The sequence below is a fragment of the Lysobacter fragariae genome (assembly GCF_054779775.1).
Window position 1 is genome coordinate 15999 of record NZ_BAAGXP010000001.1, and the last position, 15003, is coordinate 31001.

Sequence of the window (15003 nt, forward strand, 5' to 3'; positions counted from 1 at the left end):
GCCAAAAAATCCGGCCATCCACACCTGGCGGGAACGGGCTCGACGGACCACAACGGCCAGCGGCCGCCCTTACAATTGCGCCCCCGGCGCGGAGTAACCGCCGCCCTCCCGGAACACGACCGATGACCGACACCCTCGCCGCCCCTGCGGCCCTCCCCGTTGCCCAGCCCGCCGAGGGCAAGCCCGCCGACGCCCTGGCTTCGGCGAAGAAACCTGCTTCCGGCAAGCTCTTCATCGAGACCCACGGTTGCCAGATGAACGAGTACGACTCGGCCAAGATGGCCGACGTGCTCGCCGCCAGCGACGGGCTCGAACTGACCACGAACGTCGAGGAAGCCGACGTCATCCTGATCAACACCTGCTCGATCCGCGAGAAGGCGCAGGAGAAGGTGTTCAGCCGGCTCGGCCGCTGGAGATTGCTCAAGGAGAGCGGGCTCAAGCAGGGTGGCAAACCAGTCGTTATCGGCGTCGGCGGCTGCGTGGCCTCGCAGGAAGGCGAGGCGATCATCAAGCGCGCGCCGTACGTCGACCTGGTCTTCGGTCCGCAGACCCTGCACAGGCTCCCCGAGCTGATCCAGGCCAAGCGCGACACCGGCAAGCCGCAGGTCGACATCAGCTTCCCCGAGATCGAGAAGTTCGACCGCCTGCCCGAGCCGCGCGCCGAAGGCCCCAGCGCCTTCGTTTCCATCATGGAAGGCTGCAGCAAGTACTGCTCGTTCTGCGTGGTGCCCTACACCCGCGGCGAGGAGATCAGCCGTCCGTTCGAGGACGTGCTGGTCGAAGTCGCCGATCTTGCCGCGCAGGGCGTGCGCGAGATCAACCTGCTCGGCCAGAACGTCAATGCCTACCGCGGCCGTATTGCGCCTGCTGGGAACACCGCTCCTGCGGAAAACGGTGGCAACGGCGAAGTCGCGGACCTCGGCCTGCTGATCCGCGCCATCGCCGAAATCGAAGGCATCGGCCGCATCCGCTTCACCACCTCGCATCCGCTCGAGTTTTCCGACTCGCTGGTCGAGGCCTATCGCGACGTACCCAAGCTCGCCAACTTCCTGCACCTGCCCGTGCAGGCCGGCAGCGACCGCGTGCTCGCCGCGATGAAGCGCGGCTACACCGCGCTGGAGTTCAAGCAGAAGATCCGCAAGCTGCGCGCGGTGCGTCCGGACATTTCGATTTCCTCGGACTTCATCGTCGGCTTCCCGGGCGAAAGCGATGCCGATTTCGAGAAGACGATGAAGCTGATCGAGGACGTGGGCTTCGACCAGTCGTTCTCCTTTATCTACTCGCGCCGGCCCGGCACGCCGGCCGCGGACCTCGAGGACACCGTCAGCAGCGAGGAAAAGCACGCGCGACTTTCTCGCCTGCAGGCCGCGATCAACACCAAGGCGCGCGCAATCAGCGACGCCATGGTCGGCAGCGTGCAGCGCGTACTGGTCGAGGGCCCGTCGAAGAAGGACCCGAACGAGCTCACCGGCAAGACCGAGAACATGCGTTCGGTGAATTTCACCGGCCATCCGCGCCTGGTGGGCCAGTTCGTTGATATCGTCATCACGCAGGCCATGAGCAATTCGCTGCGTGGCCGCGTGGCGACGACCAACGAGGAGATGCCTGCATGAGCAATCCGTTTATCGCGCGAGGCCACCCGAGGCGCTTCCTCGCCGCGGCAATCTGGGACTTCGTGATCGCCGCCGCCACCGGCGCGATGTGGCTCAAGCTGATTCCGTTCGACCACCCGTGGCTGCACCAGATTCCGGAATGGGTGTGGCCCGCCGCGACGGCATTCTTCGTCGCCTATGGGCTGTGGGCGTTGTGGTTGCACATGCGCGAGAAGAACAAGCGCTAGCGCCGGCAAAGCGCCCCGACACACCTGTCATGCGCGACCTTGATATCCGCCAGATAGGCGCCGACGAGTTCCCGCGCGCGTGGCCAATCTTCCGGGACGTCATCGCCGGCGCAGACACCTACAGCTACCCGCCCGACCTGGACATGGAAGCGGCGTGCGCGATGTGGACCACGCCACCCAGCCGCTGCTTTGTCGCCGAATGCGACGGCGAGGCCGTCGGGCTGTACATGCTGCGCCCTAACCAGCCCGGCCTGGGCAACCACGTGGCCAACGCCGGTTACATGGTGTCGCCGCGCGCCCGCGGCCTGGGCGTGGCATCGGCGATGTGTGCGCACTCACTGGATGAGGCGCGGCGTTGTGGCTTCACCGCGATGCAGTTCAACTTCGTCGTCAGCAGCAACCAGGGCGCCATTCGCCTGTGGCAGAAGCATGGCTTCGCCATCGTGGGGACGATTCCGGATGCATTCCGGCACGCAACGCTGGGACCGACGGACGTGCATGTGATGCACCGCACATTGTGACTGCCCTGCGCCCGCGACCTTGCCGGCTCGTCAATCCAGCCGCTTGCGGAACCGGCTGATCGCCAGCGTCATCATCACTGTCGTGAAAACCAGCAGCGCCAGAACGTCCGGCCACAGCTCGGGCAGGCTGGCGCCGCGCAGCATGATCCCGCGGATCAGGCGCAGGAAATGCGTGAGCGGCAACAGCTCGGCGATCCACTGGATGACGCGCGGCATCCCCGCGAACGGGAACATGAAGCCCGACAGCAGGATCGACGGCAGGAACACGAAGAAGGTCATCTGCATCGCCTGGAACTGCGACTTCGCCTTGGTCGAGATCAGCAGGCCGAGCGTGAGGTTGGCCAGGATCAGCAGCACCGCGGCGAGGTAGACATCCAGCGCGCTGCCGCGGATCGGTACTTTGAACAGGGTAAGCCCCAGCGCCAGCACGACCGTGGTCTGGACCAGGCCGATCGCCGCGTACGGCAGCACCTTGCCGATCATCAACTCGCTGCGACTCAACGGCGTGGCAATGAGCAGTTCCATGTTGCCGCGTTCGCGCTCGCGGACGATGGCAACGCCAGTGAACAGCACCATCGTCATCGTCAGGATCACGCCGATCAGGCCGGGGACGATGTTCACCGCCGAGCGTCGTTCGGGGTTGTAGAAGCTGACGACACTGATCGGTTGACGTGTGGTGTCGCGCGCACCGGTTTGTTGCGCGACATAGCCCGCACTGTCCAGCGGCATCTGCGCCAGCTGGATCGCCGCGCTCTGCACGACGGTGTCGCTGCCGTCGACCAGCACCTGCACGGCTTCCCGGCCTTCGGCGCGGCGACGCTCGAAGTCCGGCGGTACCACCACCCCGACACTGATCTCGCCGCGCCGCAGGAGCTCCATCAGTTCCTGCGGCGTGTTCGCGTCGACTGTCGGGCGGATCACGCCGGTGGCAAGCATGTCCATCACCAGCGCACGCGAGGCCGTGGTGCCCGCCTGGTCGGCGATTCCGGCAGACAGCCCGCGCAGGTTGAGGTTGATCGCGTAGCCGAACAGCACCAGCTGCATCACCGGAATGCCGACGATCATCGCCAGCGTGATGCGGTCGCGGCGCATCTGCCGAAGCTCCTTGACGATGATGGCGCCGAGGCGACGGAAGTTCATGCAGCGCGCTCCCGATCGAGCGCCGGGTCGCGGCCGCGCGTGGCGGCGACGAAGACGTCCTCGAGGTTCGGCGCAACGGTTTCGACATCGGCCTGCAGGCTCGCGGCCGCCAGCGCCGAACGCAGCCGCGATGCGGCTTCACCGTTGGCCTGCGTCAGGACGCGCAGTGTGTTGCCGATCTGCGCGACGCTCAGCACGCCGGGTTGCGCCATCAGCACTGCGTGGGCGCGACGCGGTTGCGCGGCATGCACGGCCAGCGTGCGGCCGGCCAGCGCAGCCGCCAGCTCACCCGGCGCGCCGTCGGCCACCAGGACGCCGCGGTCGAGGATCGCCAGGCGATGGCAGCGTTCGGCTTCGTCCATGTAGTGGGTGGACACCAGGATGGTCGTGCCGGCGTCGGCGAGTTCGAAGAGTTTTTCCCAGAAGTCGCGTCGCGATTCCGGATCGACCGCGCTGGTGGGCTCGTCCAGGAACAGCAGTTCCGGCTGGTGGATCACCGCACCGGCCAATGCAAGTCGCTGCTTCTGGCCGCCGCTCATGGTGCCGGCGAGCTGCTTCTGGCGATCCTCGAAGTGATAGTGCGCCACCAGCTCGTCGATGCGACGCGCAGCCTGCGCTTTCGGGATGTCCTGCACGGCCGCAAGGAACTCGAGGTTCTCGCGCACGGACAGGTCCTCGAACAGCGAGAACCGTTGCGTCATGTAACCGATGCGGCGACGCAGTTCCTCGGACTGCTCGGGAATGCGCAGGCCCAGCACTTCGATGTCGCCCGCGGTCGGCGCCAGCAGGCCGCAGAGCATGCGGATGGTGGTGGTCTTGCCCGAACCGTTGGGGCCAAGGAACCCGTAGACGTGCGCGCGGCTGACGCTGAGATCGACATGGTCGACCGCGGCCAGGTCGCCGAAGCGCTTGGTCAGCCCGCGCGCCCGGATGGCGAGCGGCGTTGACGATGCCGGTGCGGCATCCGGTGCAGTTTCATGCGCACTCACCGCTCGAACTCCACGCGCACCGGCAATCCCGCGGGGAGATCACGCGCGCCTTCGCCGTAAAGTGCTACTTCCGCCAGGTAGCTCAGCCGCGCCGCGTCCTTGCCGATCAATGCGTAGTACGGCGTGAACGAGGGCTCGCTGCGGATCATCCGCACCTTGCCGGCGATGCTGCCTTCGTGGCCGTCGATGAAGATCCGCGCACCCTGCCCCACTTTCACGTTGGTGCGGAGGGTTTCGGGCACGTAGATGCGCGCGTACGGCGCGTCGCCAACAAGCAGCACCGCGAGTGGCGCGCCAAGCGGTGCCTGGTCGCCGAGACGATAGGGCAACGCGTCCACGCGTCCGGCGCGCGGTGCGACGACGTCGAGCTTTTCCAGATTCACTTGCTGCGCGGCAGCCTGCGCCTGCGCGGCGCGCGCGGCGGCTTCGCCCTGCGCGATGCGTTCGCTGCGGGTGCCGTGTTCGAGTTCGAGCAATGCCGCCTGCGCGGCACGCGCCTGCGCGTCCGCACTGCCGGCTGCGGCGCGAGCGCGATCGACATCGGCTGCAGCCACCAGCTTGCGTGCGCCCAATGGCTGCAGGCGTGCGTAGTAGGCGCGAGCGTCGCGTGCCTGCGCCTGCGCGGCGGCGAGTTGCGCACGCGCCTGCGCGATGGCTTCGCGACGTGGGCCGGCTTCGAGTTCGCTGAGGGCGTCGCGCTGGCGTTGCGCCTCGGCCTGCGCAGCCTGAGTAACCGCCTGCGTGCGCGTGGCTTCGAGCCTGAGCAGTCGCTGCCCAGCGGCGACCGACTCGCCTTCATGCACGCTGATTTCCACGATGCGTTCGGCGGCGGGCGCAGGCAGCGTGATGCGGTCGTATTCCAGCGTGCCCAGCGCCTGCGGCGTGTCCTTGCCGCACGCAGCGAGCGCCAGGGTCGCCATGAGGGTCGCTGCCAATACCGGGAATGCGGGGCGCGTGCGCTTCATGCGGGGTCCTTCGTCGGGTTGGGCGACAACGCCAGTCCGCGATCCAGCAACGCGATGGTGTGGTCGCACAGCGTGGTGGCGTCGATATCGCGGGCATCGAAGATCCGTCGCCACACCGGCGCGCCAGCGGCGGGGAACAGCGTCAGTCCGATCAGCGAGATGACCAGCAGGCGCGGGTCGAGGTCCGGGTTGAGCTGCCCGCCCGCCTGCGCCTTCGCGAAGCGTTCGGCCAGCACCAGCGGCATCTGCGGAGCGAGACGGCTAAGCACCAGTTCGCGCAGCGCACCGCCTTCGCACAGCACTTCGCGCACCCACAGCGCAGGCAGCCACGGGTGCGACGCGATGGTTTCGCCCATGCCGCGAACGAAGCCGCCCACCAGCCCGGCGACATCCTCGCCACTGCCGAGGACCGAATCGCGCACCAGCGCGAAGGCCGGCATCAGCCGCTCCTCCACCAGCGCGGCGACCAACTGCTCCTTGTCGCCGAAGTAGTAGTGGAGCAATGCGGGCGTGACGTGCGCCTCGGCGGCGATGGCGCGGAGCGAAGTCGCCGCGACGCCCTGCCGGACCGCGCAGGCGATGGTGGCGTCCAGCACCCGCGAACGCAGGTCGGGGCCGTCGCCGGTGGGGCGGCCGGGCGTGCGGCCTGCGGGGCGGGCGCGGCGGGTGCCGGTGGACGCCGCGACAATTTTCTTCCGGGGCTTGGGGGTACGGGCGGGAGCCATGGCGCATTAATTAATTCAATGATCAATTATTTGCAAGCGCGAGGCGACGAATGGAAGACCACAACTGCCCGAGGCGCGGCAACCGGAATCAGACAGCCCGCAAATGTCGACCCCGCGTCCCGACGCGATGCGGTCGCGCCCCGGGCCCCGACCGAACCCGAACCCGAACCCGATTCACAGCCACCCGCCCCAACCCTCTGGCGCGGCCGCTCCACTTCGCCGATCCTCGCGCGCCACCTCCCACGGCACGCGAGCCACCCCATGCGCTACCCGGCCACCCCGCCTCCCAACGACGCACCGCTGCCCTTCGGCAAGCGGATGGGGTGGGTGCTGGCCTTCCTCACCGCCGTCACCGCGCTGTACCTGGGCAGCAACTTCCATCCGTTGCGAGCGCCGCAGCCATTGCCGCTGACCATTGTCGACACCGCGATCGGTTGGCACGCCTGGACCATCTGGCCGTACTGGCTGTTGCTGGTGATCGCTCCGGGCTTCCTGCTTTCGATCAGCAACCGTCGCCTGCTGCTTGCAACGATGGGCACCTACTCGCTGGCGCTAGGTTGCGATGCACTGGTGTGGCTGGCGTGGCCGACGGTGCTGCCACGGCATGTCCTTCCCGTCGATCTGGACGCCGCCACCGCAGGCGCCTGGCAGTTGCTCTATTTCCTCGACGGCTCCAACAACTGCTTCCCTTCGGCGCACATCACCGCACCCATCGTCACGCTCGCCGGCTGTGCCATGCAGCGTCCCGCGGCGGGCCGTTGGGGATGGCCGCTGATCGCCGTGCTGGCGCCAAGCGTGGTGAGTACCGGGCAGCACTACGCATGGGATGTACTGGGTGGCGCAGCGACCGCGGCGATGGCGTTGTGGCTGATGCGGGATCGGATGCGTCGCGCCGCCTCACATTGAGTTCGTTCGCGCTGAGCGCGCACCGCGCCAGCGGACGCCACGACTTCGGCAGCCGCATCGCGAGCAGGTTTCGAGCGTTTTTCAGGCCACGCTTGTGATTGCTCCGAGGATGGGCGTTGCGAGACTTCGCGACCGCCTTCGCGAGCACTCTTTGCGAAATCCGGCGCACAGGCGCAAGCTTTCTCCCCCTCATCACTGATGCCGCGAAGACAGCCCCCGATGGCTTCACGCACCGTTTCCGAATTCGCCCTGGATCCGCCGCAGGCCGAACGCCTGGCCAACCTCAGCGGTCCGTTCGACAGCCACCTGCGCATGATCGAACTGCGGCTGGGCGTGGAGATCGCCAACCGCGGCAACATCTTCCGGATCGACGGCCCGCTCGCTGCGGTTGGCAAGGCGGAAAAGCTGCTGCGCGAGCTCTGGAACGACGCCAGCGAAACCACGCTGAGCGAGCCCGACATCCACCTCAAGCTCACCGAATTCGACGCCGACGCGATCGTTGCCAACGACATCGACCCGCAGGAAGTCGCCATCCGGGTCAAGCGCGGCACGCTGCGCGCACGCGGCGCCAACCAGGCGAAGTACCTGCACGCGATCGCCACCAGCGACATCAATTTCGGCATCGGCCCGGCCGGCACCGGCAAGACCTTCCTGGCCGTGGCGATGGCGGTCGAGGCACTGAACGAAGGTCGCGTGCAGCGGCTGATCCTGGTACGGCCGGCGGTGGAAGCCGGCGAGAAGCTCGGCTTCCTGCCCGGCGACCTCTCGCAGAAGGTCGACCCCTACCTGCGCCCGCTCTACGACGCGTTGTACGAAATGCTGGGCGTCGAGAAGGTGGTAAAGCTGCTGGAAAAGAACGTCATCGAGATCGCGCCGCTGGCCTACATGCGCGGACGCACGCTTAACGATGCCTATGTGATCCTTGATGAAGCACAGAACACCACCATCGAGCAGATGAAGATGTTCCTCACCCGCATTGGTTTTGGCAGCACCGCGGTGGTGACCGGCGACATGACCCAGGTCGATCTGCCCAAGCACCAGAAGTCCGGCCTGAAGGACGCGCTGGAAGTGCTCCACAACGTCAACGGCATCAGCTTCACGTTCTTCGAGTCGCGAGACGTGGTGCGCCACCCGCTGGTCGCACGCATCGTCAATGCCTACGACGCACGTGACGCTGGCGACGCGCAATCGGGGCCTTCGGCCTGAGCTTCACGGACCTCGGCACCACGACACAGCCGCACGAAACGAACCCACGAAACAGCCCTCACGGCACGACCCATGACACGGAGCGACAAATGACTGTTGGCCCGGTACGCCTTGATGTAAGTGTCAGCTATGCGGTTGCGCGCACCGGCGTGCCCTCGGCGGTGAGCTTCCGCAAATGGGTGGCCGCCGCGCTGAACAGCCGCATCCGCGAGGCGGACCTCGCGATCCGCATCGTCGGCAGCAAGGAAGGCCGCTCGCTCAACCGCCACTATCGCGGCAAGGACTATGCGACCAACGTGCTCAGCTTCCCCGCGGAATTGCCCGAAGGCCTGCCGAAGGGCGTGACGCTGCCGCTGCTCGGCGACCTGGTCATCTGCGCACCGGTCGTCGCCCGCGAGGCGAAGGAGCAGAAGAAGCAGCTGCTCGCCCACTACGCGCACCTGACCGTGCACGGCGCCCTGCACCTGCTGGGCTGGGACCACGAGAACGAAGTCGACGCCATCTGCATGGAGCAGCTGGAGCGCGAGATCCTGGCCGGGCTGGGGATCGAGGACCCTTACCTGATCGCCTGACAGGCGACAGCAACCGCCTGCGGACCGCCCGCTTCGGGCGGCCTCCCGCCTGCCCAGCCGTTCACGCCGTCATCGCCTCCGCGCTAGACTGCCGCCCATCCGCCCTTCCCCCCGGGCGTTGCCGAAACACCCATGTCCGAGGACGACAGTAGTACCCCGCAGGAACCCCACGAAAAGCGGCGCGGCTGGCTGGAACGCATCAGCACGATGCTCTCCGGCGAGCCCAGCACCCGCGAAGACCTGGTAGAGCTGCTGCGCGATGCCCAGGCCGACGGCCTGATCGCCGCAGACACGCTGCGGATGATGGAAGGCGCGATCGCCGTATCCGACCTCACCGTCGGCGACGTCATGATCCCGCGCGGCCAGATGGTCGCGCTCCCCGCCGATGGCAAGTTCCTGGACCTGATGAAGGCCGTGGTCGAATCCGGCCACTCGCGCTTCCCGGTGCATGGCGAGGACCGGGACGAAATCCTCGGCATCCTGCTAGCCAAGGATCTGCTGCGCGGCGTGGTCGCCGACGACGGTCCGGGCAGCATCCACGCATTGCTGCGCCCGGCAGTACTGATTCCCGAATCCAAGCGCCTCAACGTGCTGCTGCGCGAGTTCCGCCAGTCGCGCAACCACATGGCGATCGTGATCGACGAACACGGCGGCGTCGCCGGCCTGGTCACGATCGAGGACGTGCTCGAACAGATCGTCGGCGAGATCGACGATGAGCACGACGAAGCCGAGGACACCCAGGCGTTGATCGCCGCGCAGGCCGACGGCCTGTTCGTGGTTGATGCACTCACGCCGATCGCCGACTTCAACGACCGTTTCGACGCCGAGTTCAACGACGACGAATACGACACCATCGGCGGGCTGGTCACCGCGGCCATCGGCCACCTGCCGGAAGCCGGCGAGGAACTCACCCTGGGCCGCTTCGTCTTCCGCGTCTCCACCGCCGATGCACGGCGCGTGCACGCGTTCCACGTCGACGTGATGGGCGATGCGTAACGCCCGCGCTGCCACGCGCAGCGATGACGTACGCAACACCTTCTCCCCCGCCAGGCTGGGGCGAAGGCTGTCGACGACAGTGCCCGTGCTGCTCACCTGCATGCTGTGGCTGGCACCCCTGTGCGCTTTCGCGCGGGTTGGGGTCGGTGCCGTCAGCGCGACGCCCCCTTCCCCGACCACGGATGCCTCTGCCCCGCGCATCGGCATCGCGGTGATGCAGCCGGGCGAGATCTTCTGGGAACGTTTTGGCCACGACGCCATCCTGGTCGTCGACCCGGCGACCGGCGCGGCCACGTCGTACAACTTCGGTTTCTTCGATCCATCCGATCCGGATTTCGTGTCGCGCTTCGTGCGCGGCGACATGCGCTACCGACTTGCCGCACTGCCGTTCGACGACGACCTCTACCAGTACCGCGAGGAAGGCCGCGGCGTCGTGGTCAACTGGCTGGACCTGGATCCGTCGCAATCGCGCGAGCTCGCTGCCGCGCTCGCCACCAACGCGCTGCCGCAGAACGCGTTCTATCGCTACGACTACTTCAAGGACAACTGCTCCACCCGGGTGCGCGATGCGATCGACCGCGTGCTGCAGGGCGGATTGCGCAAGCAGGTCGAAGGCCGCTCGCAGGGACTGACCTGGCGCAGCGAGGCCGTGCGCCTGGCATCGCCCGCGCCGTGGATGTGGCTGGCCTTTGACATCGGGCTGGGCCCGCAGGCGGACGCGCCGATGACGCTGTGGGAAGAAGCCTACGTGCCGCGCCGGCTATCCGACAGCATGCGCGAAGCGAAGAACAGCCATGGCCGTCCGCTGGTGATGTCGCAAGAGGACGTGCTGCCGCATCGCATCGCGCCGGAACCGCAGGAGCAACCTCTGCGCTGGTGGCTGTGGGGGCTGTGGGGAATAGCGCTGGCGATCGGTGGCGCGTGGCAGGGGTCGCGCCGCCCGCGCGCGCTGGCGCTGGTCGCATCGGGATTCTGGCTGCTGTCCGGCGTGCTGGGCGCGGTCATGCTGTTCCTGTGGTTCGGCACCGCCCACACGATGGGCTGGGGCAACCACAACCTGTTCCTGCTCAACCCGCTGGCATGGGCGGCGTTGCCGGGCGCGTGGCAGGTGCTGCGCGGACGCGCGGGCGGCCCGTGGTTCGGGCGCATCGTGCTGGCGATCGCGCTGGTCGCGGCGGCCGGCCTGTTCACGCACTGGATCGCGGCGGCGCCGCAGCGCAACGTACACTGGATCGTGCTGCTGTTGCCGGTGCATGTGGCGCTGGCCTGGACCTTCCGCGGCCAGACCCTTCGAGCGGGGGCCCTCCGCGGCACGACGCGGTAGGCCCGGCACGGAAAAGCCTTGGTGGTCGCGGCGACTTGCCGCGGTCGCACGCGACGGGCACGATCGCGGCATGAAAGATGCTGCCCTGCCCCAATGCGTCGTCAACTGCTGCGCCTACGACCGCGATGGCAGGCGCATCGACGTCAGCCTCGACGCGATCAGCGACGTGCTCGCCGTCGATGACGGCAGCTTCGTCTGGGTCGGATTGTACGAACCGGACGAATCCATCCTCGACAAGCTGCAGGAAGAGTTCAACCTGCACGACCTCGCCGTGGAGGATGCACACAACGCGCACCAACGCCCCAAGGTCGAGGCCTACGGCAATTCGCTGTTCGTCGCCCTGCACACCGCTCAGAGCGTGGACAGCCGCATCCGCTTCGGCGAGACGCATGTCTTCATCGGCCCGCGTTACCTGGTAACGGTGCGCCACGGCGCATCGAGCAGCTACGCCCCCGCCCGTGCGCGCATGGAGCGCGAACCCGACCTGCTGCGCCATGGCCCCAGCGCCGGCCTGTACGCCGTGCTGGACATGGTCGTCGACAACTACACGCCGATCGTCGACGAGTTCAGCCATGAACTGAACGAACTCGAGCACGACGTGTTCGCCGAGGACTTCCGCAAGGGCACGGTGCAGAAGCTCTACGACCTCAAGCGCGAACTCACCCGCCTGCGCATCGCGGTGTCGCCGCTGCAGGACATCCTCGGCCAGCTGGCGCGCACGCGCACCGGGCTGATCGACGAGGAAATGCAGCTGTACATGCGCGACGTGCTCGACCATGCCGTACGCATCAACGAGACCACCGACACGCTGCGCGAGATGCTGACTGCGGCGATGACGGTGAACCTGTCGCTGGTGACGGTGCAGCAGGGCGAGACGGTGAAGCGCCTGGGCGCCTGGGCGGCACTGCTCGCCGCACCGACCCTGCTGACCAGCTGGTACGGCATGAACTTCACCCACATGCCGGAGTTGGACGGGCGCTACAGCTACTGGATCCTGATCGGTACGACGGCGGCGGTCTGCGTGGTGCTGTACGCGATGTTCAAGCGGGCGAAGTGGCTCTAGCAACACGCGGCATCCAGCTCGTATCGCGACCGGACCAGTGAAATTTCCCTGGTCATCACCATCGGGGTGAGTGACCAGGAGCCCACCCACGGTCGCCCGATCGCTCCGAAGCTGCTCCAAACCCTGACGAAATCGCCCTGAAGCTGCATCCCGTCCAGATCGGATAGGAATACCGCATCGCGGCCACAGGCAGCATTGACCTGCGCCCTCCCCCGGGCGACGCTTCGCGCTTCCTCCGGAGGGACGTCATGCAGCGGATTTCCTCGAACGCGACCTGGGCCAACAAGGTCATCTGGGCCCTGCTCACCGTACTGGCCACCGTTTCGCTGGGCACGCTCGCCCTGCAGCGCGGTGAGTCGGTCAGCGCGATGTGGCTGGTCGCCGCGGCGGTGTCGGTGTTCGCCATCGCTTACCGCTTCTACGGACGCTACATCGCGACGAAGGCGCTCGGCGTGGACGCCACGCGCGCAACGCCCGCGTGGCGCCGCAACGACGGGCTGGACTACGTCCCCACCGAACGCAGCGTGCTCTTCGGACACCATTTCGCCGCGATCGCGGGCGCAGGCCCACTGGTGGGCCCGGTGCTGGCGGCGCAGATGGGCTACCTGCCCGGCACATTGTGGATCCTTGCCGGCGTGGTGCTGGCCGGTGCGGTGCAGGACACGCTGGTGCTGTTCTTCTCCACGCGCCGCGACGGCCGTTCGTTGGGCGAAATGATCCGCGCCGAAATGGGCGACGCCGCAGGCGTCACCGCGATGGTGGGCATCCTCGCGATCATGGTGATCCTGCTCGCGGTGCTGGCGCTGGTGGTGGTCAAGGCACTGGCGCAGAGTCCGTGGGGCACGTTCACCGTGGCGATGACGGTACCCATCGCGCTGGTGATGGGGTTGTACCTGCGTTTCTTCCGCCCGGGCCGGATCCTCGAGGTCTCGCTGATCGGACTGACGCTGCTATTGGTGTCTATCTGGCTCGGTGGCCAGGTCGCGGCCAGTGCGTCGTGGTCGGATGTATTTCACCTTGAAGCAACCACGCTGGCCTGGGCGTTGATCGGCTATGGCTTCATCGCCGCGGTACTGCCGGTGTGGCTGCTGCTGGCACCGCGCGATTACCTGTCCACCTTCCTGAAGATCGGCACGGTGGCGCTGCTGGCCGTCGCGATCGTGTTCGCGATGCCGCACCTGCAGATGCCCGCTATCACGCGGTTCGTCGACGGCACCGGACCGGTGTTCAGCGGAAAACTCTTCCCGTTCCTGTTCATCACCATCGCCTGCGGTGCGGTGTCCGGTTTCCATGCGCTGGTGAGTTCGGGCACCACGCCGAAGATGGTCGCGAACGAATCACACATCCAGCTGCTTGGCTACGGCGGCATGCTGATGGAAGCCTTCGTCGCGGTGATGGCGCTGGTCGCCGCCTGCGTGCTGCATCCGGGCGTGTACTTCGCGATGAACGCGCCGGCCGCGCTGATCGGCACCACTGCCGAATCCGCCGCCGTCGCCATCTCGAACTGGGGCTTCGTCATCACTCCCGACGTGCTGGCCCTGACGGCGAAGGAAATCGGCGAGGAAACCATCCTTTCGCGCAGCGGTGGCGCACCGACGCTGGCGGTGGGCATGGCGCAGATCCTGCACGGACTGGTCGGCGGCAGCGGCATGAAGGCGTTCTGGTACCACTACGCGATCCTGTTCGAAGCGCTGTTCATCCTCACCACGCTCGACGCCGGCACGCGCGTGGCGCGCTTCATGATCCAGGACCTGCTGGGCATGGCGCACGCGCCACTGGCGCGCACCGAGAACTGGGTGGCGAACCTGCTGTGCACCGGGCTGGCCGTGGCTGGCTGGGGCTGGTTCCTCTACCAGGGCGTGGTGGACCCGCTGGGCGGCGTCAACACGCTGTGGCCGTTGTTCGGCATCGCCAACCAGATGCTCGCCGGCATGGCGCTGGTGTTCTGCTGCGTGGTCATGGTGAAGATGAAGCGGGAGAAGTACCTGTGGATTCCCGCGCTGCCCACCGCGTGGCTGCTGCTGTGCACGCTCACCGCGGGCTGGCAGAAGATCTTCCATGCCGACCCGAAGATCGGCCTTCTGGCCAACGCGAGGAAGTTCGCTGACGCCGCAGCGCGCGGCGAGGTGCTGGCGCCGGCGAAATCGCTGGAGGAGATGCAGCGCGTCGCCTTCAACAGCACGATCGACGCGGTCCTTTGCGGCGTATTCATGGCGGTGATGCTGGCGATGGTGTTCTTCGGCCTGCGCGCCGCGTTGAAGGCGCGGCGGGCGAACGCGCCGTCGACGCGCGAGAGCGATTACGTTGCGCTGGACAGCATCGCGCTCGAAAGTGTGGCGAAGGCGGCGCCGTGATCGCCCATCTGCGCGAAACGCTCGCGGACGCCTGGCGCCAGGCCGTGCTGACTGCACGGCTGGCGGTGGGCGTGTCGGACTACGACACCTACGTCGCACACGTGCGCCAGCACCACCCGCAACGCGAGCCCATGGATCGCGCGACGTTCTTCAACGAACGGATGTCCGCGCGGTATGGCAAGGGGCGCTCGCGCTGCTGCTGAGCGGGTGGTTTGGCCTTGGTCGTCTCCCACGAAGGCGGGAGGCGCTAAGACTGGTCATCCTGAGACGCTTCTTGTTCATGGCACCGGCGGCACTGGATGACCAACCTTCGGCTGCTGTGATGCGCCTCCCGCCTTCACTGGGATGACCGGCGGAGGGGGCGGCGGCTTCCTGCTCCTGCGATGGACGACCCGCCGGAAG

The 15003-nt window shown here is 67.2% G+C and carries 15 protein-coding genes; 11 read left to right on the forward strand and 4 right to left on the reverse strand.

Annotated elements, in window-relative coordinates:
* Positions 1 to 122: 122 nt before the first annotated feature.
* The 3 genes from miaB to ACYVD7_RS00105 are packed head-to-tail and all read left to right on the forward strand — an operon-like array spanning position 123 to position 2361.
* Positions 123 to 1613 carry a tRNA (N6-isopentenyl adenosine(37)-C2)-methylthiotransferase MiaB gene (gene miaB / locus ACYVD7_RS00095; RefSeq protein WP_460757895.1) on the forward strand — a complete coding sequence of 497 codons (1491 nt, stop codon included), beginning with the start codon at positions 123 to 125 and terminating at the stop codon, positions 1611 to 1613.
* A complete protein-coding gene (locus tag ACYVD7_RS00100) occupies positions 1610 to 1840 on the forward strand; it encodes a hypothetical protein (protein WP_460757898.1) in 231 nt (76 codons plus the stop codon). The genes miaB and ACYVD7_RS00100 overlap by 4 nt, the downstream gene beginning before the upstream one ends.
* A gap of 29 nt (positions 1841 to 1869) precedes the next feature.
* Positions 1870 to 2361, forward strand: a complete 492-nt coding sequence (locus tag ACYVD7_RS00105) for a GNAT family N-acetyltransferase (protein ID WP_460757900.1) — start codon at positions 1870 to 1872, stop codon at positions 2359 to 2361.
* Between the two features lie 30 nt (positions 2362 to 2391).
* On the opposite strand, the gene ACYVD7_RS00110 is transcribed toward ACYVD7_RS00105, so the two are convergent.
* Genes ACYVD7_RS00110 through ACYVD7_RS00125 form a run of 4 tightly spaced genes read right to left on the reverse strand, consistent with a single transcriptional unit; the run spans position 2392 to position 6180 of the window.
* Complete coding sequence (locus ACYVD7_RS00110) at positions 2392 to 3501, reverse strand: ABC transporter permease (protein ID WP_460757902.1); 1110 nt, start codon at positions 3499 to 3501, stop codon at positions 2392 to 2394.
* A complete protein-coding gene (locus ACYVD7_RS00115; protein WP_460758708.1) occupies positions 3498 to 4433 on the reverse strand; it encodes an ABC transporter ATP-binding protein in 936 nt (311 codons plus the stop codon). The genes ACYVD7_RS00110 and ACYVD7_RS00115 overlap by 4 nt, the downstream gene beginning before the upstream one ends.
* A 53-nt stretch (positions 4434 to 4486) precedes the next feature.
* On the reverse strand, positions 4487 to 5455 hold the full coding sequence (locus tag ACYVD7_RS00120; RefSeq protein WP_460757904.1) for an HlyD family secretion protein: 969 nt from the start codon (positions 5453 to 5455) through the stop codon (positions 4487 to 4489).
* The gene (locus tag ACYVD7_RS00125; RefSeq protein ID WP_460757906.1) at positions 5452 to 6180 is read right to left on the reverse strand and encodes a TetR/AcrR family transcriptional regulator; all 729 of its coding nucleotides are present in this window, start codon (positions 6178 to 6180) and stop codon (positions 5452 to 5454) included. The genes ACYVD7_RS00120 and ACYVD7_RS00125 overlap by 4 nt, the downstream gene beginning before the upstream one ends.
* A 261-nt stretch (positions 6181 to 6441) precedes the next feature.
* Between ACYVD7_RS00125 and ACYVD7_RS00130 the strand changes: the two genes are divergently transcribed.
* The 8 genes from ACYVD7_RS00130 (at position 6442) to ACYVD7_RS00165 (ending at position 14804) form a co-directional block, all read left to right on the forward strand.
* Positions 6442 to 7086 carry a phosphatase PAP2 family protein gene (locus ACYVD7_RS00130; RefSeq protein ID WP_460757907.1) on the forward strand — a complete coding sequence of 215 codons (645 nt, stop codon included), beginning with the start codon at positions 6442 to 6444 and terminating at the stop codon, positions 7084 to 7086.
* A 219-nt stretch (positions 7087 to 7305) separates the two neighbouring features.
* Positions 7306 to 8292 (forward strand): PhoH family protein, encoded by a 987-nt coding sequence (locus ACYVD7_RS00135; protein ID WP_460757909.1) that lies wholly within the window; start codon positions 7306 to 7308, stop codon positions 8290 to 8292.
* Between the two features lie 89 nt (positions 8293 to 8381).
* Positions 8382 to 8864: an rRNA maturation RNase YbeY gene (gene ybeY, locus ACYVD7_RS00140; RefSeq protein ID WP_460757912.1), complete on the forward strand. Its 483-nt coding sequence runs from the start codon at positions 8382 to 8384 to the stop codon at positions 8862 to 8864.
* A 132-nt stretch (positions 8865 to 8996) separates the two neighbouring features.
* The gene (locus ACYVD7_RS00145) at positions 8997 to 9860 is read left to right on the forward strand and encodes an HlyC/CorC family transporter (protein WP_460757914.1); all 864 of its coding nucleotides are present in this window, start codon (positions 8997 to 8999) and stop codon (positions 9858 to 9860) included.
* A 100-nt stretch (positions 9861 to 9960) separates the two neighbouring features.
* The gene (locus tag ACYVD7_RS00150; protein WP_460758710.1) at positions 9961 to 11184 is read left to right on the forward strand and encodes a lipoprotein N-acyltransferase Lnb domain-containing protein; all 1224 of its coding nucleotides are present in this window, start codon (positions 9961 to 9963) and stop codon (positions 11182 to 11184) included.
* A gap of 70 nt (positions 11185 to 11254) precedes the next feature.
* A complete protein-coding gene (locus ACYVD7_RS00155) occupies positions 11255 to 12247 on the forward strand; it encodes a magnesium and cobalt transport protein CorA (RefSeq protein ID WP_460757916.1) in 993 nt (330 codons plus the stop codon).
* A gap of 248 nt (positions 12248 to 12495) precedes the next feature.
* Positions 12496 to 14601, forward strand: a complete 2106-nt coding sequence (locus ACYVD7_RS00160) for a carbon starvation CstA family protein (RefSeq protein ID WP_460757917.1) — start codon at positions 12496 to 12498, stop codon at positions 14599 to 14601.
* Positions 14598 to 14804, forward strand: a complete 207-nt coding sequence (locus ACYVD7_RS00165) for a YbdD/YjiX family protein (RefSeq protein WP_460757919.1) — start codon at positions 14598 to 14600, stop codon at positions 14802 to 14804. Before ACYVD7_RS00160 ends, ACYVD7_RS00165 begins: the two co-directional genes overlap by 4 nt.
* Positions 14805 to 15003 lie beyond the last annotated feature (199 nt).